Raw genomic sequence first — 25334 nt, forward strand, 5'->3', positions numbered from 1 at the left:
TAGGCACATGTTGGCGTGGCTCAACGGTCATGACGCAGTCACCTGGACCCACGCACAGAAGCATCCTCGATCGGGCGAGACTCCTCGATTCCCAACAGCATATCGAACGTTGCCAGTGGCGGATCGCAACACGATCGACCTTGCCTTCAATGCTGTAGATATTGGGGTCATCCCCAGCACCGACGCTATGAGTGGCCGATAACGATCATGCTTCAATGCTAGGTGGGAGTTTCACCCCAAGAGATGGCAGATCGGTCATGGCAAGGATGTCTCAAGGTGGCTGTCAAGGGATCAACGGTGCGCACAGTTTGCTTGCGCGTAATCGCTCAATAACAATAAGATTGAGCAACTCTGCTCATCATTCGCACCGCTTCCGTGTTCCCGCAACCCTCTCGCGCCATCCACAACGGGCATGTAAGCCGGCTCGACACCGTCATCGCCACCTCACCGACGACGTAACAGTGGCCAGAGTCAACTCGACTCCATCAGACGCAACCCAGTTGGTGTCACGGAGTCCAGCGCAGGGGTGAGTTCAATCTCGAAGACCGCCATCGAGGCCGGAAACAACGAGCGAGAGAAGAGGACAGGATGATCGCCTTCGTCGAAGGTGATCCGTTCACATAAAAGGCCTGGCACCCCAGAGGCAACACCCAACAGATCGGCATCCGCATCGGCGATCGTGACGCCGGCAATCGTTTGAACGGCCCGCTTGAGTGGGCGCTTGAGAAGATGGGATGCACTCAACAACTCGTAGAAGGAGCGATGTTCAAGATCGGCGATAGAAAGTCCCTTACCAAGAAAGGACGGTACCCACACCGTTACCTTTGCAAAAGGTGAACCATCAGCAAGGTTGACCCTCGTCACCTCCAGCAGTTCACCACCACCAAGCACCTCCTCGAGGCGTCCGGTAGCGGTGATCACGCGAGACGCGACGATACGACGTCGAGGCACAACCCCAATCTCTTCGAGCTGATGCTCAATCGTTGCAAACTCTCCGAGGACCTGCCGAAGGGGTGCGCGGGTCACCACCCATCCCCTCCCCTGTTGGGACTCCACCAGCCCCTCTCCACGAAGGATCTCTAGCGCCTTACGCACCGTGATACGTGAAACGCCGAACCGAGAGCCGAGATCGGCTTCGGAGGGTAGGAGATCACCGGTGCGAAAATCGGCGGAGGAGATCTCCGCTCGAATCGCCTCGGCGACACTCGAATAACGGGGTACACGAACATGTCTTATACTTGTATCCTACTACGCCAATCCGCCTCACACCAAACCGTCCTCTCGGATCGATGTCGGTAGTGACTCAGAGGTCCTCACTGGGCCCCAGGCAATGCGCGCTCCGTAGCGCCTCTCCCGCTGGTGCGTCCCCTTCGACGTCCGCAGTGCAAGGGAAAGCGCCGACTTCAACACTCCGACATAGCATCACTTGGCGTCCGGATGAAGTGTTCAACGGGCAGTGCCAAAACGCCTGCGTGGTAGATCATGGTCGTCAATGCATCGTTGGCACTACATGGTTGACCCGCGTCAATAGCGACACCATCGCCATCCTGGAAGACTCCAATTACCCGATGCTTCTCAGTGTCGCGACGACCCGCGTTCCCCCACACCAGCGCGGGTATCGATGTATCGGATGTTGCACCTGTCTTAAACTTGTATTATACTTATGGCTACCGACGAAAGGACGACCATGACCACTGTAGATGCATCGACACCGGCTGCTAGTGTCACCAAACTCTATGACCGACTCGCTGAGACCACTCCTATCGGACGTCAACGCCTCGGCCGACCACTCACCTACGCCGAGAAGGTGCTGTTTGCGCACTTCCTCCATCCGGAGACCACTGACCTTCAACGGGGGGTCAGCTATGTCGAGCTCATGCCTGATCGCGTCGCCATGCAAGATGCCACTGCCCAGATGGCCTTACTCCAGTTCATGACCGCCGGTTTGCCCCAGGTTGCGGTACCTTCGACCGTCCATTGTGACCATCTCATCCAGGCCCAGTTCGGGGCCACAGCTGATCTTGAAACCGCTGAAGTGACCAATAAGGAGGTCTACGATTTTCTGCGTTCAGTCTCAGCCAAATACGGTCTCGGGTTCTGGGAACCAGGCTCAGGCATCATCCATCAGGTTGTGCTCGAACAGTACGCCTTCCCTGGTGCCATGATGATCGGAACCGATTCACACACTCCAAACGCCGGGGGACTCAGCATGGTCGCGATCGGTGTCGGCGGAGCCGACGCGGTCGATGTCATGGTCGGCATGCCCTTCAATGTCCGTCTGCCAAAGCTCATCGGTGTCCACCTGACCGGCAAACCCTCCGGCTGGACCTCTGCCAAGGACGTCATCCTCCGGGTCGCTGAGATCCTCACCGTCAAGGGCGGCACCGGTGCCATCTTGGAGTACTTTGGCGAGGGAGCCAGAGCGCTCTCCACGACCGGCAAAGCCACCATCTGTAACATGGGTGCGGAGATTGGAGCGACATGCTCGCTCTTCCCTGCCGATGACAACTCTGTCGCCTATCTTCGATCCACGGGACGAGAAGCCATTGCTGATCTGGTCGCCGCTCACTTGGGCGAACTCACTGACGACCCCGAGGTCGAACAGGATCCTCGTCCCTACTTCGATCAGTTGATCGAGATCGATCTCAATAGCCTCGAGCCCCAAATCGTTGGCCCCGGCACACCTGATCTCGGGCGAGCCGTGAGTGCCATCGGTGACGAGGCGCGGGAGAAGGGATGGCCAGAGCAGCTCTCCTATACCTTGGTTGGCTCCTGCACCAACTCCTCCTATGAGGACATCGCTCGGGCTGCGTCGATCGCTCGCTGGGCGAACGCGCGTGGCCTCACCGTCAAGAGCCCCCTCCTCGTAACCCCTGGTTCTGAGCGCGTACGTGCCACCGTAGAGCGTGACGGCCTTCTCGATGACCTACGCGCCATCGGAGCCACTGAATTGGCGAACGCGTGTGGTCCCTGCATCGGCCAGTGGAAACGTACAGATGCGGCCGCCGAGGGAGTCAACTCGATTCTTACCTCCTACAACCGCAACTTCCCCAAGCGTAACGACGGTAGCGCCAACACCCTGGCCTTCATCGCGTCGCCAGAGATCGTCGTGGCCTATGCACTCGTGGGGCACTTGGACTTCAACCCATTGACGGACCCGATCGAGGGTGAACTGATCCCACAACCAAGCGGCGAGATGCTCCCCTCACTTGGCTTTGCAAAGGAGCAGTCAGGTTTCCAAGCACCTCCGGTCGACACCAGCGACATCGTGGTCAAAGTCGACCCCTCCTCCGAACGTCTCCAACTCCTCACCCCCTTTGCCCCTTGGGATGGACACGACTTCCTGGCGATGCCTGTGCTCATGAAGGCCGTCGGCAAGTGCACCACTGACCATATCTCCGCAGCTGGACCTTGGCTTCGCTATCGAGGACACCTCGACAACATCTCCAACAACCTCTTCCTCGGCGTCAACAATGCCTTTGGTTCACAGGCAGGAAAGGGCTGGTGCAGCATTCATCATGCCGAGGAGTCGCTCCCAGAGATTGCGCGCCACTACAAGGCGGCAGGGATCGGCTGGGTGGCCATCGGCGACGAGAACTATGGTGAGGGTTCATCACGCGAACACGCCGCGATGGAGCCCCGTTTCCTTGGCGCAAAAGCCATCATCGCGCGATCGTTCGCTCGCATCGCTGAGACGAATCTCAAAAAACAGGGGTTACTCCCGCTCGTCTTCGCTGATAGCGGCACCTACGACCTCATCGAGAGGGATGACACGATTGACATCCTCGACCTTGCGTCCCTCGCCCCGAATCGTCCTGTTGAGGGGCGAATCCATCACGCCAACGGCGAAACGACTGACTTTACGATGACCCATACCCTCTCTCCAACCCACATCGAATGGTTCCGAGCAGGGAGCGCCCTCAATATCATTCGCGATCGGGCCCGCTAAGGGCATCAACAAAGCGCCCACTACGACCCCATGGCCACTCGGACGTGGGGTCGTCGCTCTCGTTTGATCAACAGGTGCGCTCAGATCAGCAAATCGGCACGTCTGCGAGAAGCTTACGCCCCGTGCTGACGGCTCCACAGCGCACCTTCGCTGGCATGGACTCGCTCCTCGTGCAGTGCCCAATGGTGATGCGAGAGTTCGTGGGCCTCTACTCCAATCCGCGCGAGCAGCCACTGTGCGAGCCCTGGGTTGCGGGCAAGGATTGGACCATGCAGGTAACTCCCAATGATGGACCCATGGACGATACCGTCATAGCCATCACCACCGTTGCCCACCCCTCGATAGACCCTACCTAGGGGCTGAGCATCACTATCGAGGATCGTTTGGCCACCATGATTCTCAAACCCGGTCATCAATGACTGGCCGATCGGCACAAAGGGAGTGAGGAGCACTTCACCAACCATACGTGCTGATCCTCGAACGCTCTCGACCGGCAAGAGACCAAGACCTGGCAGAGTCGTTCCCTCTGCCACAAAACTGCGGCCGAGCAACTGGTAACCAGCACAGATCGCCAGGATCGGACGATCGCGTTCGACAACTCGGTGTAACGGTGACCCTTCAGCGAGACGCCGTGCAGCGAGTGCCTGCGGGCCGTCCTCGCCACCGCCTAACAAGTAGAGGTCACCGTCGGCGGGAACGGGATCATTGATGCCAACCGCGATCAGTTCATAGCTCCTGCCAGCGAGGTGAAGAAGATGCGCAAGAATCCGGGCATTGCCGTGATCACCATAGGTGCCGAGTACATCCGGAAACAGCGAGACAATCTTCAGCGTCATGATGCAGCCTCGCCGGTCAACGCAACAACGGCCCCGAGCTCTGTCCTAGAGGCGATGAGCGACTGAAAAGCGGTGTAGTTCCCTAGGTAGACGATGCGTGAATGGCCATTGATGGCAGCTCGTTGGGCGGCCAAACGAATGGCTAGTGTCTGTGCTGGTTCAACTGTTACCACCTCAAATCCAGCCACCTCGAGGCGCAGAGCCAGATCAGTCGCGCGTTCACCCGTCACGATGACCGGGGTTCGCACGAGCCGCTCGAATTCTACGTCGAAGATCCATGAGGTGTCACGTCCATCAGCGATTCGCGCATTTAGTCCTAGCACGAGCTCACTCGCCTCAGTGTCGATCATCGACAAATTCGCATGCCATCCTGCAGGATTTTTGGCGAGATAGGTCACCAACGCTGGCGTACCCTCGCAACCCGTCAGCCACCACGTGGCAAAGCGCCCCTCAACCCCCGAAGAGCGTTGAAGCCGAGCGGCCACCATCTCTACAGGCTCGTGCTGAACCAGAGCCACCCCAACACAAGCCATGAGCGCGTTGAGGAGGTTAAAATTTCCCGGCAGACCCGGGTGGATGTGTCCAAGAACGACTCCATCATGCCAGAGCCGACCCGCCTCATCGACCTCATAGGCCGCCACCGGCTCCGAGAGCCCGCAGGAGGCACAACTCCACGTCTCGGCGTGGACAAGCTCGCCGGTGCACCTCGGACAAGCCTGCGCATCACCCTGCCACTCGACCGGTCCCCGCACCCACACACACTCGCGAAACTGCGTCGCGTTGGCGACGATCAGCGGATCAGAGGCGTTAGCGACCAACGTAGCCACCGAGGAGGACGCCTCCCCGACACGGGTTGCCAAGCGCCGCACCTCCAGGCTACGATCGAGCTGGTCCCGGGACATATTTAACCACACCAGCACCGAGGGCTGAAGGCTATCCGCCACAGAAGGCACGTACGCCTCATCCACCTCGAAGACCGCATACGCGGCCGCTCTAGGACGTTGTGCCAACACACTAGCGATACCCCATGGGAGGTTGGAGCCACGATTCGAGACGACCGCCGGTCCGAGCAGCGACCGTGCAAAGGCGGTGGTGGTGGTCTTCCCGTTCGTGCCCGTCACCAGTATGGTTCGCGCCTGACTCAGGCTCATCTCTCGGGCGTGGTTGAGGAAATCGGGATCGACCCGAAGAGCGATGCGCCCTGGCAACGTCTCTCCCCGAAAACGAGGTACGACCTTGAGGCCACGAGCGACCAGCCGTGCCGTCTGCCTCGCCAGTCGGGAGCGAAGGGGGAGGTCCATGAGCCAGTATCCTAACCGAAGACGATCCCTACGGGGTCTGTTGCTTACCTGTACCGAAAAAGTGAAAGGAGCCGACAGGGGGGTGTCGGCTCCTTTATAGGAGCAACGGGTTTGGGGGGGGAACCATTTCCGTTGCTGTATTACATACTACTCATCACTACCCCCAAGACCAAAGCTTTTTTATGATAGCTCATATCACTTTTCACGATAGGCTGGCCGCATGGAGCTCCGCCAACTACGTTCGCTGCTCGCGGTCGAAGAGGCTGGGAGCTTTTCCGCTGCCGCCGAGGCGCTCGACACCGTTCAATCCAACATCTCCGGGCACATCTCTCGCCTCGAGCGCGAGCTCAACACACTCCTGATCGATCGACGGACGGGTACGCTCACCGAGGAGGGGGAGATTGTAGCCCGCCGATCACGAAGGTTGCTCGAGGAACTCGAAGAGATCTACACCGACTTAGACGGGCTCAAGGCCGACATCACCGGTCGCGTGCGTCTTGGCATCATCGCAACGACGGCAGGCTGGTTGTTGCCACTCCTCCTTGATCGACTCAGGGCCACCCATCCCCGGCTTGAGATCGAGATCGCTGAAGGAACCGCAGCCTCCCTCCAGCGACGACTCCACTCAGGCAACATCGATCTCGCTCTCCTGACCACACCGCTCACCATCGATGGTCTCACCTTTGAATCACTCTTCACTGAGACCTATGTGCTCGTCGTAGGCGATGATCACCCGCTCGCCACCCGAAGCTCGATCTCGCTGTACGAAGCGGTACAGTATCCACTGATTGTCCCCCCGAACCACGTCGCCTTTCGCGAGGAACTTGAGGCGATGGCCGCTACCCGCGGCCTCACCCTCCATCACACCGCCGAGATCGATGGTCTACATGTCGTCGCCATGCTCGCCCTCGCGGGATATGGCTCGGCCATCCTGCCCTCGAGTGCGATCCTTCACCTCACACAGGTAGTACCACGCGTTGCCATCCCGATCTCTGATCTCAACCCACGCCGCGTTGGCGTTGGTCGCTACCGCAATCGCATCCAATCGGCTGCCTCAAAGGCGGTGGTAGAGGCGCTCCTCCTCGTCCTTCGCGGGCCCGCTACGATCCTACCTGATGGCATCACCGCCGCTATAAGAAATCCCGATCGTACCCACGTCTGATATAAGTAGATCGAACGAGAAATCGAGTCGGCTGCCTTTTATTGTGCCCGCTTCGGTCGTAGAATGGAACAAGAACGACGAGGAGGAAAGATGGCAAAGTTTTGCGACCAACGAGTGGTAATCGTCACAGGAGCGGGGCGAGGCATCGGACGGGCACACGCTCTTCTTTTTGCTCAGCACGGGGCGAAAGTCATCGTCAATGACCTCGGTGCGGAGGTGGATGGCTCTGGCTCTAGCACCGGCCCTGCCGGCGAAGTCGTCGACACCATCCGAGCTGCCGGCGGGGAAGCCGTCGCCAACGGAGATGATGTGGCTTCATGGGAGGGTGCACAGCGGATCATCAACACGGCCATCGACACCTACGGGGCGCTTGATGTGGTAGTCAACAACGCTGGGATTCTCCGTGATCGGATGATCGTCAACATGACCGAGGACGAGTGGGACCTCGTCGTCGGTGTTCACCTCAAGGGTACCTTCAATATGGTCCACTGGGCGGCGAGCTACTGGCGCGAACTCTCCAAGGCGGGTACGCCACGCGATGCACGCATCATCAACACGACCTCCGCCTCAGGGATCTATGGAAATGTCGGTCAGGCCAACTATGGTGCAGCAAAAGCTGGCATCGCCTCGCTGACCAACATCGCCGCGATGGAGCTTGGCCGTTACGGTGTGACCGTCAACGCCGTAGCACCGGTCGCCCTGACGCGTATGACCGAAAATCTTGGCATCGTCGCTGACGACGACATCAAAGCCAAGGAGCAGCTCGCCCCGGAGAACATCTCACCGCTCGTGGTGTGGCTTGGTTCTGAACGCTCACAACCAATCACCGGTCGGGTCTTCGACGTCGCAGGCAATCATGTCGATGTCGCCGAAGGATGGCATGCCGGACCAGGCGTTGATGCCCAAGGGGTTCGCTTCACCGTCGAGGAACTCGATCCGCTAATGATCGACCTCGTCGCGAAGGCACGCAAGAACGCGGATATGTCCGGCCACGAACCGGCCTGATCTGCCTGACGCCTGTCCCACCAGCACCCATGCGCAGGTAGGTGGGTGGGCTGTGTGGGAATAGTTAGGCAGGTACAGCTAGGCGGTGGGTACAGCTGTGTGAACTAGGCGACCACAACTACTGAAAGCACAGGCATCCAGGCCGAGCCAGGTAGCCGCTGGGTGCATTGGCTAGGCCTAAGCAAAAACGAACCAACCGAGGAGGTCGATCTGACTCGTGGCATGAGGACGGATCGCCGCAACAAGGAGACCGCTCTTCGAGCGGCCTCTAGACTAGGTCTACCATGACTATCGCGCACCACTATCGTAATACATCGATAGATCAGCGTGTCCTCGAGCTCTTTGCCCTCGTTGGCGATAGCTTTGTCGGCGCGAAGGAGGCACTGCTCCACAGTGACACCTCCATCACCACCCGGCTGGTCGATCGGGAACGTCGAATCGACGAGCTTTACAGCACCCTCCAAGGTGAGGTGAGCCAGCGCCTCATGGATGACGATCACCATCCAGGCGAGCTACACTACCTCGTTGGCATCGTACGCATTATCCCCGAACTCGAGCGCAGTGGTGATCTCGCAGAGCACATCGCTCGTAAGGCATCCCTCGACCTCACCCGAGATCTCCGACCTCGTTGTCGCGGGATCATGGAACAGATGGCTGAACTCGGTGCCTCCATGTGGACGCAGGCATCATTAGCCTTCGACGTTCAGGATCCAACCGTAGCCACCCATCTCGACCAGCTCGACGAGAACCTTGACGACCTCCATGTCTCCTTCATGACCGAGGTGGCTTCCTCCACTCCCCCGATCGCCATCGCGATGGAGCTCGCTCTCGTCGGGCGCTTTCTCGAACGTTTTGGAGATCATGCAGTCAATCTCGCACGGACTACCGCCAGCCTCATCACCCAGGTCGACCCCTACCCGAAGGCCAGTTCAGAGGACTAACGAGCGGCCTCAACACCGACGAGTTCACCGTCAGCAAGGCTCAAGCTTGTCGTCGCATACTCGGTAATCGTCTGGTCATGAGCAGCCACCAGCACGAGGTTGCCGGCCTTGGCATGACCTAGCAGGAGCTCCATCACCCGTTCCCGGTTGCCGGCATCAAGCTCAGAGGTGGGTTCGTCGGCGACTAAGATCCGGGGACCGACCGCCAGCGCCCGCGCTACCGCCACTCGCTGTTGCTGTCCGCCTGACAACTCGCGCACCAACCGGTTGGCAAGTCCATCGAGTCCAACCACCTCGAGGAACTCCTCTACTGGGCGCAGATCCCCTCCGCCTCTCCAAAGCTTTCGCCCCAGTTCAACGTTCTCTGCGACCGTCAACGCTGCCACCAGGCCAAATGCCTGCGGCACCAGTGCGCTGTCATGGAGATCGGCCTCCCGATGGTGTTGATCGGATTCGATCAGTTTCACATGCCCTTCATCAGGTCGCACCAACCCACAGATGGTGTGCAGCAGAGTCGTCTTGCCTGATCCCGACGGCCCGATCAACGCCACCAGCTCGCCAACGACGAGATCGAGCTTGCGAATCGCAAGGATCTGCGTCGCACCCCGCCGCACCACCAGATCCCTGATCTCGACCCCTGTGACCTCACGCACGAGCATCCTCCTCGACCAGTACCAACTCCAGCCCTCCCTCGATCTGATTGACCTTGACGAGCGAGTCCGGAGGTAAGACGTGTCGGAGGTGCGGGGGTAGTTGGAGCGTGCCGTCCTGACCAACCACCGCGAACTCCTCGCCAAAGCGGCCCTCGGCGCCCACCCTGCCATCGCGAATGGTGATGGTACGTGGCATGGCCTGGGCGATATGGGGATCGTGGGTGACGATCACCACCGTCGTGTGGTACTCGGCATTGATGCGCATAAGTAGATCAACCACCAGATCACGGCTCGCATGATCGAGCTGACTCGTCGGCTCATCGACCAACAACACACTTGGGTCGTGGACCATACCGACCGCCAAGGCACACATCTGTTGCTGACCGCCCGACAACGAACGCACCACACGCTGGGCCATCGGAGCGAGGCCCAGCGTCACCAAGAGCTCCTCTGCTCTTAGGCGAGACTCCTTCGTGTCTGCCGCAAAAACAAGATTTTCCCGAACGGTGCCGTAGCCAAGCAGATTGTTGGCCGCACCCTGGAGCACCAACGAGACCTCTCGTCCACGCAGACGAGCGAGCTCACGAGCTCGGTATTGACTGATATCCTTGTCTCCCAGGAAGATACGACCGGCGGATGGGTTGAAGAGGCCTGCGATGAGCCGAAGTAGCGTCGACTTCCCCATCCCAGAGGGACCGAGCAGCGCGACGACCTCGCCAGGAGCGATCTCGAGATCGACCCCCCGGAGGGCGACGACATCACCCTCTGGGATCGGGTAGAGATGGACGAGCCCCATCACCCTGATGCCCAACTGTTGTGCCGTTTTGGTCATCGATCACCTGCCCGTAGTTCATCAAAACTCGCCCGTCCCACGACCCGTGTAGCCGCAAGGGCACCGACGGCAAGGGCAACAATCACCACCACTGCTATCACCAAAATCTCACTTACTATGGGCAATGCGTAGCCAAAGTGCAGATGGTCGAGACCCGAATCGATCTCAGGGAGCACCGGCAAGGCCAAACGGGCCCCAAGTACTCCCGCCACCACTCCGGCAATAGCCGCCGAGATCACCAAGATCACCGCCTCGAGGATGTAGGCAACGATCAGACGAGGTCGACTCAGTCCTAGGACTCGCATCGCAGCAAACTCCGGGATCCTCCCACGCCCCTCGACTAAGAGTTCAAAGGCCAAACCCAACAACACCACAACGATACCAGCGGCAGCGGCGATCGGGAACAGTCGCTCCGCCAGCCCGAGTGGCTGGTTGGCGTAGCTCGCAGCGAGGGCCTTGGCAGAGGTGACACTCTCGACCACCACCCCCTCGCGTTGAAGGCGCTGGAGAACGCTACTCGGTGCCCCCTTGGCCAGCCACACCTCGTTGCTCGCCAAGGAGGCCGACTCCTGCACGAGCTGCGCCTGGGTAAGGTCGACGATACTCGCATCGCCGCCCACCGAGGGCAGGGATGCCAAAGTGAGAAAGGGACGGACATTGATCTGATTGCCATCGAGACCGTTGATCACACCAGTACCCACCGCGGAGACCACATTGGCCGATAGCGTGGATCGGACGCTTTGGCTCACGATCGCTGGCAGGTAGATCGGGTAACTACGAGGCACGATGGCGATCGTGGATCCACCTGAGGCTGGGTAGGCGGTAAAGGCGAGCTGACCGGGTGAGGAGTTCACCCTCGTCGACACGCCAGTCGCCCCTCTCCATGGCCCACGGAGGGCTCCAGCAACGCCACCAACTCCCGGCGAGACACCACCAAGCTCGGAGATCGCGATCGTGAAGTGTGCACCTGGAGCAACATATCCGCCATTGGTGATCACCGAGTAACCAATGCCGGAGAAGAGGCATCCGTCTCGGGCACAGCCAGTAGGGATATGCGTGGTCTGATTCGTTGCGGTCAACGGTACGTAGATGCTATCAGGGACATCCTGGGCCTCGTCGATCAGGGTGACCTCGAGGTCGACCTGGGCGCCAGTCGGCACCGATCCCTCAATACGGGCACGAATGGTGAGGGTATTAGCGGTGACGTGATAGGCCTTGGCCGCAAAGGGTCGCAGTTCAGTGGCGATCTTGGCGACTGGTCCCGTACCGACCGCCGTTGGCCAGCTGGCAACCCGCCCAAAGCGGCTCGCCTGCACCGCCAACGTGGTGCCACTCGGCGCTCGATAGAGCTGCGCCGCCATGGCCGCATCACCGGTCGGGTCGGCGCGATCAACAGCGGCAACGAGCCCCAGATGCTTGGGCAACGCGACGGTGAGAACCTTGCCGGCTCCCACCTCGTAATTGGCGACCTCATTGCGATGACGTGCGATCACCGACTGCGCCCCAAAGCCAAAGACTACCAGAGCGAGCGCAATACCAAAGGGGATAATCTGGCGTAGCATGCCTGAACGAGCCCGAAGCTGTCGGACGCTCAGATACCAAGCGATATGCCGCCCGCCGCGTGTGAGGCGACGAGCAAGACGGAGTGCCAACGACGTGAGCGCAATGACCACAATGGCGATGCCAGCCCCCAGAAACGCGGGTGCCGCACCTGCGAGAGGATCCACGCTATTGCCGTTCGTCGGCGCGATCACCAACTGTGCCGTCAACACACCCGCTACCACAACGATCAACACATCGACCAGCGCACGGAAACGCCCTCGGTTGCGTAGCGCCGAACGGCTCGCCTCAAGGACCCCTCGGCGTAGCGCTGTCGCTGCCGCGACGACGGTGACGACCAACGCGGCAACGACCACCGCAAGACCCGCGACATAGGTCGACCCCAAGATATAGAGCTGGGTGCCGGCAGCAAAGTAGGCATGACCAGCGATCATCACCGTCACATAAGCCCCAAGAAACCCGAGCGGACTCGCGATCACCAACACCACCAATGGCTCGCCGATAGCGCGCAGAACGATGCTTCGCGAACGCACCCCACGGAGCTGGGCGAGCCGAAACTCCCCCATTCTCGACTGCACCATTCGCCAAATCAAGGTGCCAAAGACGATCAGTCCCAACAGAACCAGCTCCAAGATAACGACGGTCACCAGTGTCGTCATCGAATTCTGCGAGGCGATAATCGAACCAATGACACCAAAAAGGCCAGAGCTCGCACTCGCATCATCGCGGGTGGCCACCCGCTCCGCGTAGCGGCTGACCACTGCACCAGTGCGGCGATAGTTACGGATGTTCACTACTGCGGGGTTGAGTGGCATCTGGAGTAAACGATCCACTCCCAGGTAGGAGTTGAAGTTGCTCGAGCGAACGACGCCGAACTGCGCTGCGCCGCCAAAGAAGCCCGGAGCGACAATCAGTGGATCTAGGTTCACCGTCGAACCTGAACCTGAGCCGAAGGCGAAGTAATTATCACCCCACCAGTAGTTGGTGCTGGTATCGGGAATCGCGTACGTCCCAACGACCAGATAGCGCTCGCTCGTTCCCGCTCCGGGCACACCCGCCGGGATCAGCCCGGCCGCGACCTTCACCGTCGATCCTACCTTGACGCCGAGATATTGAGCAGAGCGCGCGCTGAGGAGAAGTTGATGATCGTTGAGGGGACAGTGTCCGCTATCGAGCTGAAGGTGCGCACAGAGCGCGGTGCGCTCAAAGAAGCTCGATACGATCGAGGCACCCCGGAGCCGTGGTCCTGGGGTGATAGCGGCCGGCACCAATGCACTGAGCAGTGGATGAGAAAACAGTGGGCGCCCATCGAGCCGTGGCGCCTGGGTGATGGCCGTCATGAGTTTTGCGCGATCCAAGGCGCCAGTGGAGGTGACCTGCAGGCCGGTTTTGGAGACGGGGGCGGTTCGCAAGCCACCGATCAGCACCGAGTTCTGTGCCGAGCCAAGGTAGATCGGCCCAATGGTCGCCCCAAGGATTGCCACCACCGCCGCGACCAGTAGGAAGACAAGGGCCCCTAAGCGGAAACGAATTCCCCGAACAAACAGTCCAAATCTAGTCCAACCCATCGACTAACGAAGGATCCATCGCTCAAAGGCACACGCTGACATTCATAAGAGCCTAGCCGGGTAGCGAGACCATGTCAAGAAGAGAAAGAAACTTGATACCTACAATTGCTCATGATCGAATCGCTTGCGCTCTGCGAGGCGTGCACCAAGGGCCGCGGCCTCACTGCGATGACGAACACCAAGCTTCGCGAGAAGGTTGGAGACGTAGTTCTTCACCGTCTTTTCGGCGAGATAGACCTCAGCCGCAATCTCGCGATTCGTCTTGCCCTCGACGATGAGATCAAAGATCTTGCGCTCCTGCTCCGTCAGGCTCGCCAGGGGATCATCAGTACCCTCGCGCAGGCGTTCGAGCAACTTGGTGGTCAACCCTGGATCGATGAGACTCTCTCCAGCTGCAATCCTCTTGATGGAGTTTACGAGTTCATCAACCTTGATCTTCTTCAGGAGATAACCGGACGCTCCCGCCATGATCGCGGAAAAGAGCGCCTCGTCATCGGAGAATGAGGTCAACATCACGCACCGGAGCTCTGGAGCCATCGATCGAAGGTCGCGACAGAGGCTGATACCGTCGCCATCACCGAGCCTGACATCTAAGAGTGCCACGTCAGCCTCGACGAGCCCAAAGCGCTCCAGTGCTTCCTTGACCCCCCCGGCCTCTCCGACCACCTCGATCTCTGGATCATTGGAGAGAAGGGCTACGATGCCACGCCGTACCACTTCGTGATCTTCAACGATGAAGAGTCGTATCATCGTCATACCCTATCCGCCATTTCGCGACCTGGCATCTCCGCGCATCGTCTAGCTACGAACGATCACAACAGGTACCGGACAGTGATGGACCAGTTGATCACTGACACTGCCGAGCATCAGGGCCTGGAAACCACCATGCCCACGGGCACCCACAACCACCAGATCCGCCTTCTCGGCATGCTCGATAATCCGAGAAGCGGCGTTGCCGCTCTCCAGGGCGGTCGTTACCTTCACCCCGGAATGCGTCTTGGCGGCAACCTCAGCCGCCTCAGCCAAGAGCGCGTTACCTGTCGCCTCAAATTCACCGATGACCGACTCTGAGAGCCCAAAACCGTAGTCTGGCTCAGTCCACGCATAGACGATCACCAGCTCAGCCCCACGCAGCTCTGCTTCGGCGAGGGCAAACTCCAATGCCGGCTTCGCCATGGTAGAACCATCATAACCCAATACCACCCGATCATAACCCTTGCCAGACATCTCTCTCCTTCACGTCCAAACGACCATGCCACGCACTCACCCACCGCTCAACCTGTCGGCAACGGCGATCCGTGTGCGAACAACCACTAGCACCAATACTAAGCGACACTCTAGTAACGAAGAACATCCTGCTCCTAGAGTCATAGGTCACTGATTCCTCTGACAATACTCCTTAACTTCTGACTATTTTCGACCGAGAGTGGAGAAAGGCTCACCAACGAATCAGCGTGGAATCGAGGTGAGCCGAACTCCTACTCCACCCCACGACCCAGATGGCGCCCACCACACGCCATCTGGGTCTCGCAATTCAAGCAAATCACTACCCTCCTCGTTCTCCAGTAGCCCACCTACGTGGGAGTCCTCACACAACTGCACCAGCACGCGACGTATCCCCCGCCTTCGCCCCATACCCTCGGCGCCATCCTTACAGGACAATCGCTCCTAGCTCGCAAATTACCTATCCCCGCTATCCATGAGTTCGCCCACTCGAACTCTCACGCACTAGCTGGCAATCCTAGGTCCCAAACCAGGTAATCTGGGGCGTTCCTACAACGCGTCGCGCAGTCGATCATTATCCCACCATGCTCGCTAGCATGGTGGGGGTGCAGCCACACTCCCACCGACGAGTCACCGAACGGTCGAAGGTCTGGCTCGCAAACTACTTCGACGCCAGCTCCCCGCTTGGCATACTCCGTCGTATCCATGCACTCTCGATTTCATCGGATACTCTCATGACCGTCGCCCTCGCGGGTTCGCTCTTCTTCTCGATCTCACCTGATGAAGCGCGCTCAAAGGTAACCCTCTACCTCCTCTTCACGATGGCGCCGTTTGCGGTGTTAGCACCGTTAATCTCTCCTCTCATCGACCGTGGTCCAAGAGTCCGGCGCATCGTCGTCATCGTCTCGGGTATCGTCCGCTTCGTCGGCGTCTTTCTCATGATCTTCGAGCTACGATCGCTACTCCTCTTTCCGCTCGCACTCATGAATCTGGTCGCCTCGAAGGCCTACCTTGTCTCAAAGTCATCGCTGATCCCAGAGCTCCTCGACTCTGATTCGCGATCCCAGCTCGGGAGTCTGGTCAAGACCAACGCCAATATCACCCTATTAGCAGCCATCGCTGGCGCCATCGCCGGTGTGGTCGGTGCGGGAATCTTAAAGACCCCCTTTCTCGGGGCCCACTACGACCTCATTGTCGAGCTCATTCCCCTCAGCCTGTTCATCTATGAATCTCGTGCACTGATCAAACACTTACCGGTTCGCACACCAGACCAACCGCGAAACAAGACGACCAAGAAACGTCGACCCAGCGGGCCCGCCTATGCTCAGACGCTGACGCTTTCACTCCTTATGAGCGTGCTACGCGGACAGGTAGGCTTCTTCGTCTTTCTCTTGGCCTTCGCGTTGAAAGGGGCGCACAGCCCAACCTGGCTCTACGGAGCTGCCTTAGCCGCGAGCGCACTCGGTTCGGCCCTCGCGACCCAGTTGACACCCCTTGTTCGACGCAAACTCGGTGAGACCACCATCGTGATACTGGGAACCATCGCCATTGTGGCCGTTGCCTTTGTCGCGGCAACCCTCCACATCGGTATCGCAGGAGCGATTCTGATCGCTTTTGTCCTCGGTGTCGCCGCAGGCGGCGCAAAGATCGCCTTCGACGCCAGCGTCCAGACCTCCATGGCCAAACACGAATATGGGAGGCTCTTTGCTCGCTACGAGTCCTACTTTCAACTCTCTTGGGTCCTCGGCGCCTTCGTTGCCACCCTAGCAAATCTCACCCTCGGCGACGGAGAGGCCTTCCTCGGCGCAACGGCGATATTAGCTCTCGCCTCCTATATCATCGCAATCTCCGCACTTCGGCACTCCGGAGAGGAGCCAAGTGCCGAGGACCCCGAGTGGCAATGATCAACGGTTTTGCGAGCTAACCCGCCCCGGTGAACTACTCGCCCATGGATGCACAAGCTCCACCCACCGATCGCCACTCGACGCTAGCAACCACCATCGACGAGCTCGACCAGCACGCACGTCTCCATCATGAAAACACCGCCCCGGCACGTGAGAAGCGACAAGCTGCCGGTGCACTCCGCGCTCAGTGCACCTTGGCCGAGGTCAAATGGTTGGTAGCTCATCCAAGCCCGAATGCACGAGAGCTCGCCGCACAACTCGCTCCCGAGCTGGCAGTATCACATCGCCCGGTGGTCATGGAATTACTGTGCCGGCTCGCCGATGATAGCAACTGGGAGGTCAGGGAGTGGGCGGCTGAAGGCATCGCCACTGCGCTCGACGGTTTGGTCGCGGCGACCCGTAGAGCTGAACTCGCCAAACTCCTCGGTGACACCAACCCCTGCCTCCTCCGCGCTGGTATTGTTGCAAGTGGTTACCTCGCCGCGCGACTCACCTGCGAAGAGGCTCGAACTCTTCTCACGCTGCTCTTCGATCACGATCGTGAACGTGATCCCTACGTTCGCAAAAACCTCTTTCCCTTCGCCATTGGCTCCTACTTTGTGCCCGTTCACCCAGAGTGCGTAATCGCGACCGTCAAAGAGCGCCTTCCAACGGCCGATCCAAACCAGACCGCCTCCTGGCGGCTCATTCTCAAAGCAAAGGCAGCTCAATCGTTACCAGAGCTTCGAGTGCTCCTTGATAACGCAGAACACCATTAAGGGGAAGAACCGAAGCTCTTCCCCTTAATGCCTGTACTAGGAGTTCGTACCTTACGACGGGAAGACGAATCCGGTCACCATTGGCTTAGCAAGCTTGAGGCTCGCATCTGAACCCTCATAGGGGGCCGAACCAAAGTTGAAGACTCCACCGTCGGCGGCGAAGAGGTAATACCCCTGTTTGCCATTCACCGTTGGCCCAAAGGCACCACCGATGATCGGGGCGTTCAGCGGGTGATCTCCCGTCAGACCAGTAATGCCGTAGGTGTAGGTGCTTCCCTGGAACTGAGCCGAGCCAAGATTGAAGACTCCGCCGTCAGCGGCAATGAGTAGGTAACCCGTTCCCTCTGGATCAACCGCAATACCAACGATTGGCGCATTGAGTGGACGAGAACCAGTCAAGCCGGTAAGCCCCAACGAGTACGTGGTGCCATAGAGACCAGCTGACCCGAAGTTGAAGACTCCGCCGTCAGCGGCCACCAGGTACAGCCCGTTGCCATTAGGCAGAGCCGCAATGCCAACGATTGGCGCATTGAGCGGACGAGAACCACTCAGGCCCGTGATGCCGTACTTCGAGACTCCGACGTAGTTGGCCGCGTTACCAAAGGCATAGATGTTGCCCGAATTTGTCGCAACCCAATAGCCACCACCATCTGGGGTCGAGGCCATGCCAATGACCTTGCCCGAGAGATTGGTGACGTTCCCGAAGGAGTGCGCCGAACCAAAGTCATACACCGTGCCATTGGACGTCACCATCCAGTACCCATTCGTACCTGCCGGCGCTCCACCAACAACTGCGCCCGTAGCGATGTTCTCCCCTGGGAGAGAGTTGTCATACGGTGCCCCATGGTTGAAATACCCACCGTCAGCCGCGATCATCGCATACGGGACCGAGTCTACGACCGACGATGAGGTCGAAGGGGTGACCGACAACGACGAGGTCGACGGCTCCACTACCGTGACGGTGCGGGTGATCGTGGTCACCCCACCAGGACTGGTGCTCGGTGGAACCACTGCTGGCGCCGTCGGAGTCGCACTCACCGTCGGATAGGCACTCGCCACCGTCCCTGAGAGAGCTCGTACCTCGAACGAGTACTCAGTACCATTCGTTAGACCCGTCACGTCGGTCACAATCGGGTTTGTTCCGGTCTCCGTCGAGGGGACCTGGATCCAACCGCTGTCAAAGCCAACGTTTGTCGGACCATACCGGTACTCATAGCCGGTGATCGCGCTCGACGAATTCCCTTCAGTCGCCTGAGGAATCGAGAGGGAGACCGAGGCGTCCCCTGCCGTCGGAGTAACCACGAGATTCGTCACCTTCGGTGCCGCTGACTCTGGGATGACCGAGAGGGTGGTCGTTGGACCATTGCCGATCACATTGGTAGCGTAAATGCTCACCGTGTAGTCAGTCCCGTTGGTCAAACTACTCCGACTCAAGCTCGTCGATGTAGTCGTGCCACTATCGACGACACCCGCACTTGTTGAAACGGTGTAGCTATAACCGGTAATCGAAGTACCTCCACCAGCGGGTGCCGACCACTTCATGGAAAAGCCGTCACTCCCCGTCGTCAGCGAAGTTACCGTCACCATGCCAGGCAAACCATAGGGGGTCGCTTCTGCGTGCGGTGGACTACCTTCGACGAGTTTTCCGCCAGGACCAGTGTTACCCACAAAGCCGGCATAGGCCGTGACTGTGAACTTATATCGATCCCCATTGGTCAGGCCTGTCACCGGAACCGTGTACATTTGGCCCGTAGGAATCGTTGTCGGCGGCACCACCATGGTCTGGATCGCTCCCCCACTCGTATAATAGGTGATCACATACTGCGGGTTGTACTCACTCGGTAGCGCGGTGAATCCTACATTGACGGTTCCGCTACGTACTGGTGTGGCACTCACAACCGTGGTCGGGGCGGTACTCGGGAACGGCGTATATGGAGTGAGACTCGTTCCGGTGGTGGCGACATCCGTTGCCTGGCCAGCCTGGCCTATCTCACCATTCTGGTTGGCAAACGCCACCCACACCTGGTACGACTCGCCGTTGGTGAGCCCACCCAAGGTGTAGCTCCAGACCCCTTGTGACACGGTGGGATGCGCCACGTTCACCACATGAACGATCCCATCGGATCCCTCATAGTAGATCACAAGGCTCGTTGGCGTGGCGCCATTGTCAGTCACCGGAGCGTTGACATGCAGCGAGATCTCATGGCTTCCTGGCGTAGCATTGATCGCGCTGGGAGCCCCAAGACGGCCCACGACCGCAATAGAGTCCGTTTGAGAGCTCACCGAGTCATTGGCACCCGTATTCGCCGAGACATTCGCAGCAACGGTTGTCCCATCGGGAATACCTGCAAAGGTATGGGAGTAGATCTCACCGTTGAGACCCTGGAGCACCGCAGATATCGGAACGGTAACGGTCGCGATCGGACTCGGTGAGCTCCCTTGAATCCCGTTCAAGGAGTACAACGTGATGGTGTACGAGCTCACCTCAGCACTCCCAATCGAGACTGGGGCAGTAAAGTTCACAGTCACGTCATGAGTCGTCGCCGGAGAGGTCATCGATGGATACGTCGAACCTATTTGCGTGTTCGGCCCTACTTCGGCGATACTTGGCATCACCGGGCCAGAGGACACAAACTCGGTCACCTCGTTCGGAGTTCCTTGGGCCTCGCCGTTCATGGCAAAGACCTCGACGGTGTACTCCTGGCCAGCCGTGGCCGCGAAGGCGTACGCGTTGGCATCATTGGTCGAGACAGGAGCTGCCCCATCGACGCTCACTCGGTAGTCAGTAGCTCCAGAGACGCGGTTCCAGGTAACAAGGACCTGGCCACCCGAGACAAGTGCCTTCAATCCAGTGACGGCGTCAGGAGCAACGACTGGGGTTGTCGCCGTATCAGCACCCAGCGTGGCGGCGTGGGACCAGAAGTCATTGCCTGTCGTCGCGCTAACGACCTGAGCACGTACCGAGACCGTATAGGGGTCACCATCGGTAAGACCGCTGACCTGATAGCTATCGGTTGAGACGTCAAAGGTCTGGGAACCCTTGGTCACGGTGTTTGTCAGGGTCACCTGATAGGCCGGAGGGCTACCAAGGGAGTTCCCCCCGAGTTCACTGCTCGTGGGCGCGTCCCACGACAGCGAGAGACCATTGGTGATGGGGGTCGAGGCCAGATTGAGGGGACCCGAGACCGTTCCAGCTGCCGGAGTGGCGCCGATGCTAGAGGGGTTCGACGCAAAGCCGTTCCCGTTGAGCGCCACCACGTAGAAGGTATAGGCGGTACCAGGAGTAAGACTCTGGATGGTGTCGGTCAGGTCGCTAGTGGTGGTGGAACCAACCTTGGCGCCACCTGCGTACCAAGTAACCTGATAGCTCGTGACCGCACCGGAGGCAGTCTGGCTCGCGGAACTCGGTGCCTCCCAGCCCAGGCTTACAGCCGAAGGACCGATATCGGTCAACGCAAGGTTCCTCACCGGATTCGGAGCCCCGTAGGCGACAAAGGGAGCGGCAAAGGTCGTACCTGACGCACCGGAAGAGGCCACTGGCGTGATCTCAACGAAGAGCGTCTGGCCCTCATAGCTTTGGGGAATCGAGAGATTTGCACTATAGGTGCTACCTGACTCGCCCGCCTGCTCTGAGCCTACAACCAAATTGCCAAAGGCGTCCGAGACGGCGACCTGGTACTGTGTTGATCCAGGACCGGTGAAGCTCACCTTGATGCTGCCAGGTGCATTATTGGTCACCGATGCATTGCTCACCTCCGTTGAGTACGGAGTCGCTCCAGCGGGTGAGGTACCTGGCATGCCAGCCACACCTGTACCACCAACTCCAGAGTAGGGAACCACCGTGGCACTGTAGATATCCGCTGGATTAAGATCGGTCAGGGTGTCGGTATAGGTGGTCACCCCATCGGCGGTGGTTGACGCAACGGCGCTTGCCGCGACCGTCGTAGATCGAGCCGCATACGAGCCTGCGGTGAGGTTGATCACAAAGCTCTTGGGCATTGCATACCCATCACCGGCTTGCACCTGCCAGCTGATGTTAAGAGCGCCGGTCTCAGAGTCAGTGGCCTGCAGGTTCACATTCTCGACGGGAGACGTCGCTAAGTTCTGTGCCTCAGCCTCATTCCCCGAGTAGACCGTCGGCCCATAGATCACCGGGCCATTGGCACCCTCCAAGAGGGTCGTAACACCAATCGAATAGGTATCCGCCTCGTTCAGGTCAGTGAAGACAGTACTCGTGGTCGTGACCGTTACCGGAGCACCGACTGCAACGTTGGCTGTGGTGCCGTCCTTGTACAGCTGGACCTGATACCCCGTTACGCTCAAGCCATTCGTTGACCCTGCGGTAGGGGGTTCCCAGCTCGCGCTCATCGACGGCATAGAACTTGTCGACCCAGGGGCGAGCACGATATTCGAGACACCGGCACTCATGCCCTGGTTCATAGTCAGGTTTCCCGCCAAGGTGGCACTGGCACCTAGTGCATCATTGGTGGGGCCATTGACATAGACAGGCATCACCGTAATGCCGTAGGTATAACCAGCGATCAACCCGTCAACAAGCACCGAGCAATTACCCTGCGTGCAGTCGAAGGCGGCGACGTTCGAGGAGGCTCCGGTGGTTCCAGAGGCCGGGAAGTACGCGGTAGCTGCGGGAACACCGTTGGTGCCGGTGGCCACCACGTCATAGCCCTTGATATTCCATCCAGGTGAGGTGGAGCCTGTCGGTGCAACGAAGCTGAGGCTCGCCATCGTTGGACTACCGTTTTGATCATTCACAACAGTCGCCGCGATGTTGCTCACACCAGGCAGCTCAAGCGCGGAGTCGGTCACCGTACCCGGCATAGGGGATGAACTCGCACTGCCAACGGCGCTCCCATCCAACGAGTAGTTCGCGATTACAGTGACGTTGAGGTTCTGGCCCACCCCAAAGAGTAGCGAGCTGCTGGAACTCTGCAACGTCTCGCTAAACGTGCTCGTCGAGTTCGCAAAGGGTCCATAGGTGTAGCTCTTTCCGGTCGCCTGGTTCGATACCTTGATCGAGTAGGTAGCGCTGAGACCCGATGGGTTAGTAGCCTGGGGCGTCTGGCCAGCAACAGTGAGCTCGAGTGCGCCACCCGTGCTTGAGAAGCCCAACGAGCTGATCGAGGGTTGTGGCAACGCCGCATAGGTCGTGGCAAGACCGGGCAGCGTCGCCGATCCAACGAAGGTGCCAGAGGTGGCCCCATAAAGTGGGTATCGCGCGAGGACGATGACTCCATACTCGGTGCCCGGCACCAAGCCAGTCAGCGTCGTGGAGGTAACCGCACTGTGGGTCGCTGGTGCGATCCCAACGACGGTCTTGAGGCTGCTCAGCAGCATCACTGGATTCGTCGCGGTGGACTCAAGCGCGTTCAGCGGAGCATAGAGCAGCGTATAGGAGCTCGGAGCGATCGAACCGGTGCCATCCGAGAGCGGAATCGACGGCGAAGCATCCCAGCTGACGTTTAAGGCAGGAGAGCCGTTTGCGTACTCCGTCTTCATACTCGGTGCGGTGAGCGATAGGAGTGACTGGGTAGGCATATACAGTGAGTCACTCGCCGATGCGCCAACGGTCGTTTGGCTCGCCTCAGCGGTGTCGGTATAATTGGCATAGACGAGGGCTTCGTAGGTGGTGGCACTTGCGAAACCACTCGTGATGCCTGCTGGAATAGCGAGGTTGTAAGCCGTCGAGGTACCGGAGGCACCGACACTGTTATCGACCCAGTAGACGTTGGCGTTGTTGGTGGGGTCGACGATCTCTACCGTGAAGCCATTCAACGCATAGCCTGAGGGAACATCCTTAGTCGTTGGGCCAGTCCAGCTCACGGTCCCACCGAGATCCTGAGACATCGCAAAGACGACATTTTGTGGCCCAGGGAGCTGGGCTTGATTGGTGATCATGATCGTCGAGGGGTTGGAGTTCGAGATACCAACCTCACTCGAGCCGTTGTAGAAGGTGGCCTCGACGGTTGCGGTGACGGTGTCACCGACGACCATGGGGAACTCATTGGAACTCACGGAAAAGTCAAGACTCTGGCCCCAGCCGAGGGTCGTAGGAGTCTGGTAGACACTGTAAGTTCTCGAACCATCGGTGAGCACGATCTGGTACTGGGCCTTGATTCCAGCAGCTCCCTGGGTCGGTGCGGCTGGGGTGTTGAAGGACCCACTCACCTGCAACGTAGAGGCACCGGTCTCGGCCGAGGTGAGACTCGTCAGGGTCGGAGCACCCAGAGAGCTATTCGCGAGGAACGTGCCGGTCTGTGGAGCGCCCGTGAAGGTGCCATTGCCGTTCGACCAGATGACAGAGACCGAGTAGTTGTAGGTAAGCCCCTGGGTCACGTCAAAGACAGCGCTCTGGGTCTTAGCGGAACTGTTGTAGCCTACCGTCTGGGTCGTTGGCGTACCGGCGGTAGAGGCATAGGTTACCTGGTAACCCTTGGGCGTATAGGGCTCGTTATCGACAGTCGTTGCCGCCACGCTATCCCAACTGATCGTCTCCTGCGGGTTCGCAAAAGTGCTCTGATCGGCATAGGAGGGAGTGGCCGTCATGCCCTGAACCTGGGGCAGCTGGGGAGTAAGATCCTTGACTGACGGTACGGTCGACGCATAGGTCGTGGTCAATGGGACTGGGGCCGCGGTGAGGTCCGCTGTCAAGCTGTAGTCAGCGGTCACCAGATAGCTGTACTCATGCCCAGGGGTAAGGCCTGAGAAGTTGGTCGAATAGCTGCCTGTACTGTTAGGCGACACCGTCTTTGGTCCACCAACAACAGCACCACTTTTGTTAAGCACCGTCACTGTGAAACCGTCGAGCTTCGCACCCACATTTGAATCGACATAGCCGCTCTCCGGCCCTGAGAACGCGACGGCCACATTAGCGAGCTGATCGGTGGCGTTGAGCGAGTACTGAGGGGCAACGGGAACCGATGGGTAATCGGTGGGGGAAAAAGCGCTGGTCGTGACCGCTACGAGGCTGCTAGCGCTGTTGAGCCTCCACACCGAGTTACCAAGATCGGTAGCCACGGTGTCTCCATTCACATTTGTTGGATACTGGATGAAATCAACGGCGGCTCCAGGTGCGAGGGGGCTAGGTAGGGTTGCCAGCAAGCTGTCGGGATTAGGGGGAGTAGCCTGTGTCGGGTACAGGTCTACGAAATAGGGATTTCCCCTCGGTGGGAAGATTTGAAGCGCATAACCTCCCACACCATTCGGAGGCGGGGTTAGGGCACCGTTGGCCGTGACGGTGATCGTGTACGACGCTGGGGTGGCGGCGTAGAACATCTTGGTGATTGCCGTAGCAGAGTTCGAAGTCGGTTGTGCGAATGCAGGTGCGGCACCGATTGCAATGACTCCAACGGTGGTCAGTCCTAAAGCCGCTCCTACGCGAAGTGCGGCCGATCCATGGTGCTTGAGTGAACGCTTCATCTGTTGTCATCCTTTCGACACGAGCTGGTCTCCCAGCTACTGCTTTTGGTCCTCTGGACCGATTTTGATAAGAAACCAAACTTTTCCTAAAGTTCCGAGCGGCTCGTGTCGATATCTATTTTGTTGGAAGAATATCGTTTTAGCCGTGTGGACACTTTTACTACAGGGTCTATTTGTGGTGTCCCCTGAAATCCCTCCCTGATA

General features: G+C 59.1%; 15 protein-coding genes. 6 read left to right on the forward strand and 9 right to left on the reverse strand.

Features of this window, described 5'->3' with window-relative positions; translation table 11 throughout:
* Positions 1 to 471: 471 nt before the first annotated feature.
* Complete coding sequence (locus M7439_RS03310; protein ID WP_298335870.1) at positions 472 to 1236, reverse strand: GntR family transcriptional regulator; 765 nt, start codon at positions 1234 to 1236, stop codon at positions 472 to 474.
* A gap of 451 nt (positions 1237 to 1687) precedes the next feature.
* On the opposite strand from M7439_RS03310, the gene M7439_RS03315 reads away from it, so the two are divergent.
* A complete protein-coding gene (locus tag M7439_RS03315; protein WP_298346831.1) occupies positions 1688 to 3949 on the forward strand; it encodes an aconitate hydratase in 2262 nt (753 codons plus the stop codon).
* Positions 3950 to 4062: 113 nt separating this feature from the next.
* On the opposite strand, the gene M7439_RS03320 is transcribed toward M7439_RS03315, so the two are convergent.
* Both M7439_RS03320 and M7439_RS03325 read right to left on the reverse strand, forming a co-directional pair.
* On the reverse strand, positions 4063 to 4785 hold the full coding sequence (locus M7439_RS03320) for a type 1 glutamine amidotransferase (protein ID WP_298346834.1): 723 nt from the start codon (positions 4783 to 4785) through the stop codon (positions 4063 to 4065).
* Positions 4782 to 6086 (reverse strand): Mur ligase family protein, encoded by a 1305-nt coding sequence (locus M7439_RS03325; RefSeq protein WP_298346837.1) that lies wholly within the window; start codon positions 6084 to 6086, stop codon positions 4782 to 4784. The genes M7439_RS03320 and M7439_RS03325 overlap by 4 nt, the downstream gene beginning before the upstream one ends.
* A 220-nt stretch (positions 6087 to 6306) precedes the next feature.
* Between M7439_RS03325 and M7439_RS03330 the strand changes: the two genes are divergently transcribed.
* From M7439_RS03330 to M7439_RS03340, 3 genes are all read left to right on the forward strand, one after another.
* Positions 6307 to 7248: a LysR family transcriptional regulator gene (locus tag M7439_RS03330; protein ID WP_298346840.1), complete on the forward strand. Its 942-nt coding sequence runs from the start codon at positions 6307 to 6309 to the stop codon at positions 7246 to 7248.
* Between the two features lie 90 nt (positions 7249 to 7338).
* Positions 7339 to 8253 (forward strand): SDR family oxidoreductase, encoded by a 915-nt coding sequence (locus tag M7439_RS03335; RefSeq protein WP_298346843.1) that lies wholly within the window; start codon positions 7339 to 7341, stop codon positions 8251 to 8253.
* A 284-nt stretch (positions 8254 to 8537) separates the two neighbouring features.
* On the forward strand, positions 8538 to 9194 hold the full coding sequence (locus tag M7439_RS03340; protein WP_298346845.1) for a phosphate uptake regulator PhoU: 657 nt from the start codon (positions 8538 to 8540) through the stop codon (positions 9192 to 9194).
* On the opposite strand, the gene M7439_RS03345 is transcribed toward M7439_RS03340, so the two are convergent.
* From M7439_RS03345 to M7439_RS03365, 5 genes are all read right to left on the reverse strand, one after another.
* The gene (locus M7439_RS03345) at positions 9191 to 9847 is read right to left on the reverse strand and encodes an ABC transporter ATP-binding protein (RefSeq protein WP_298346848.1); all 657 of its coding nucleotides are present in this window, start codon (positions 9845 to 9847) and stop codon (positions 9191 to 9193) included. The genes M7439_RS03340 and M7439_RS03345 overlap by 4 nt on opposite strands.
* Positions 9840 to 10679 (reverse strand): ABC transporter ATP-binding protein, encoded by an 840-nt coding sequence (locus tag M7439_RS03350; RefSeq protein ID WP_298346850.1) that lies wholly within the window; start codon positions 10677 to 10679, stop codon positions 9840 to 9842. Before M7439_RS03350 ends, M7439_RS03345 begins: the two co-directional genes overlap by 8 nt.
* Positions 10676 to 13807, reverse strand: coding sequence for an FtsX-like permease family protein (locus M7439_RS03355; protein WP_298346853.1), 3132 nt, complete (start codon positions 13805 to 13807; stop codon positions 10676 to 10678). The genes M7439_RS03350 and M7439_RS03355 overlap by 4 nt, the downstream gene beginning before the upstream one ends.
* A gap of 99 nt (positions 13808 to 13906) precedes the next feature.
* On the reverse strand, positions 13907 to 14557 hold the full coding sequence (locus tag M7439_RS03360) for a response regulator transcription factor (protein ID WP_308464381.1): 651 nt from the start codon (positions 14555 to 14557) through the stop codon (positions 13907 to 13909).
* Positions 14558 to 14605: 48 nt separating this feature from the next.
* Positions 14606 to 15034: a universal stress protein gene (locus M7439_RS03365; RefSeq protein WP_298346858.1), complete on the reverse strand. Its 429-nt coding sequence runs from the start codon at positions 15032 to 15034 to the stop codon at positions 14606 to 14608.
* 602 nt (positions 15035 to 15636) lie between these two features.
* On the opposite strand from M7439_RS03365, the gene M7439_RS03370 reads away from it, so the two are divergent.
* Together M7439_RS03370 and M7439_RS03375 are read left to right on the forward strand one after the other, a co-directional pair.
* The gene (locus tag M7439_RS03370) at positions 15637 to 16935 is read left to right on the forward strand and encodes an MFS transporter (protein WP_298346861.1); all 1299 of its coding nucleotides are present in this window, start codon (positions 15637 to 15639) and stop codon (positions 16933 to 16935) included.
* Positions 16936 to 16964: 29 nt separating this feature from the next.
* Positions 16965 to 17693, forward strand: a complete 729-nt coding sequence (locus M7439_RS03375) for a hypothetical protein (RefSeq protein WP_298346863.1) — start codon at positions 16965 to 16967, stop codon at positions 17691 to 17693.
* 51 nt (positions 17694 to 17744) lie between these two features.
* Here the strand turns inward: M7439_RS03375 and M7439_RS03380 are convergent, their stop codons facing one another.
* Complete coding sequence (locus M7439_RS03380; protein ID WP_298346866.1) at positions 17745 to 25130, reverse strand: S-layer family protein; 7386 nt, start codon at positions 25128 to 25130, stop codon at positions 17745 to 17747.
* Between the last annotated feature and the right edge of the window lie 204 nt (positions 25131 to 25334).

It is taken from the genome of Ferrimicrobium sp., assembly GCF_027319265.1.
Taxonomy (GTDB): domain Bacteria; phylum Actinomycetota; class Acidimicrobiia; order Acidimicrobiales; family Acidimicrobiaceae; genus Ferrimicrobium.

Coding starts and splice junctions, on each gene's coding strand:
- M7439_RS03320 (WP_298346834.1), bottom strand. CDS start 4,785: ATGACGCTGAAGATTGTCTCGCTGTTTCCGGATGTACTCGGCACCTAT.
- M7439_RS03340 (WP_298346845.1), top strand. CDS start 8,538: ATGACTATCGCGCACCACTATCGTAATACATCGATAGATCAGCGTGTC.
- M7439_RS03325 (WP_298346837.1), bottom strand. CDS start 6,086: ATGGACCTCCCCCTTCGCTCCCGACTGGCGAGGCAGACGGCACGGCTG.
- M7439_RS03365 (WP_298346858.1), bottom strand. CDS start 15,034: ATGTCTGGCAAGGGTTATGATCGGGTGGTATTGGGTTATGATGGTTCT.
- M7439_RS03350 (WP_298346850.1), bottom strand. CDS start 10,679: ATGACCAAAACGGCACAACAGTTGGGCATCAGGGTGATGGGGCTCGTC.
- M7439_RS03380 (WP_298346866.1), bottom strand. CDS start 25,130: ATGAAGCGTTCACTCAAGCACCATGGATCGGCCGCACTTCGCGTAGGA.
- M7439_RS03360 (WP_308464381.1), bottom strand. CDS start 14,557: ATGATACGACTCTTCATCGTTGAAGATCACGAAGTGGTACGGCGTGGC.
- M7439_RS03335 (WP_298346843.1), top strand. CDS start 7,339: ATGGCAAAGTTTTGCGACCAACGAGTGGTAATCGTCACAGGAGCGGGG.
- M7439_RS03315 (WP_298346831.1), top strand. CDS start 1,688: ATGACCACTGTAGATGCATCGACACCGGCTGCTAGTGTCACCAAACTC.
- M7439_RS03355 (WP_298346853.1), bottom strand. CDS start 13,807: ATGGGTTGGACTAGATTTGGACTGTTTGTTCGGGGAATTCGTTTCCGC.
- M7439_RS03330 (WP_298346840.1), top strand. CDS start 6,307: ATGGAGCTCCGCCAACTACGTTCGCTGCTCGCGGTCGAAGAGGCTGGG.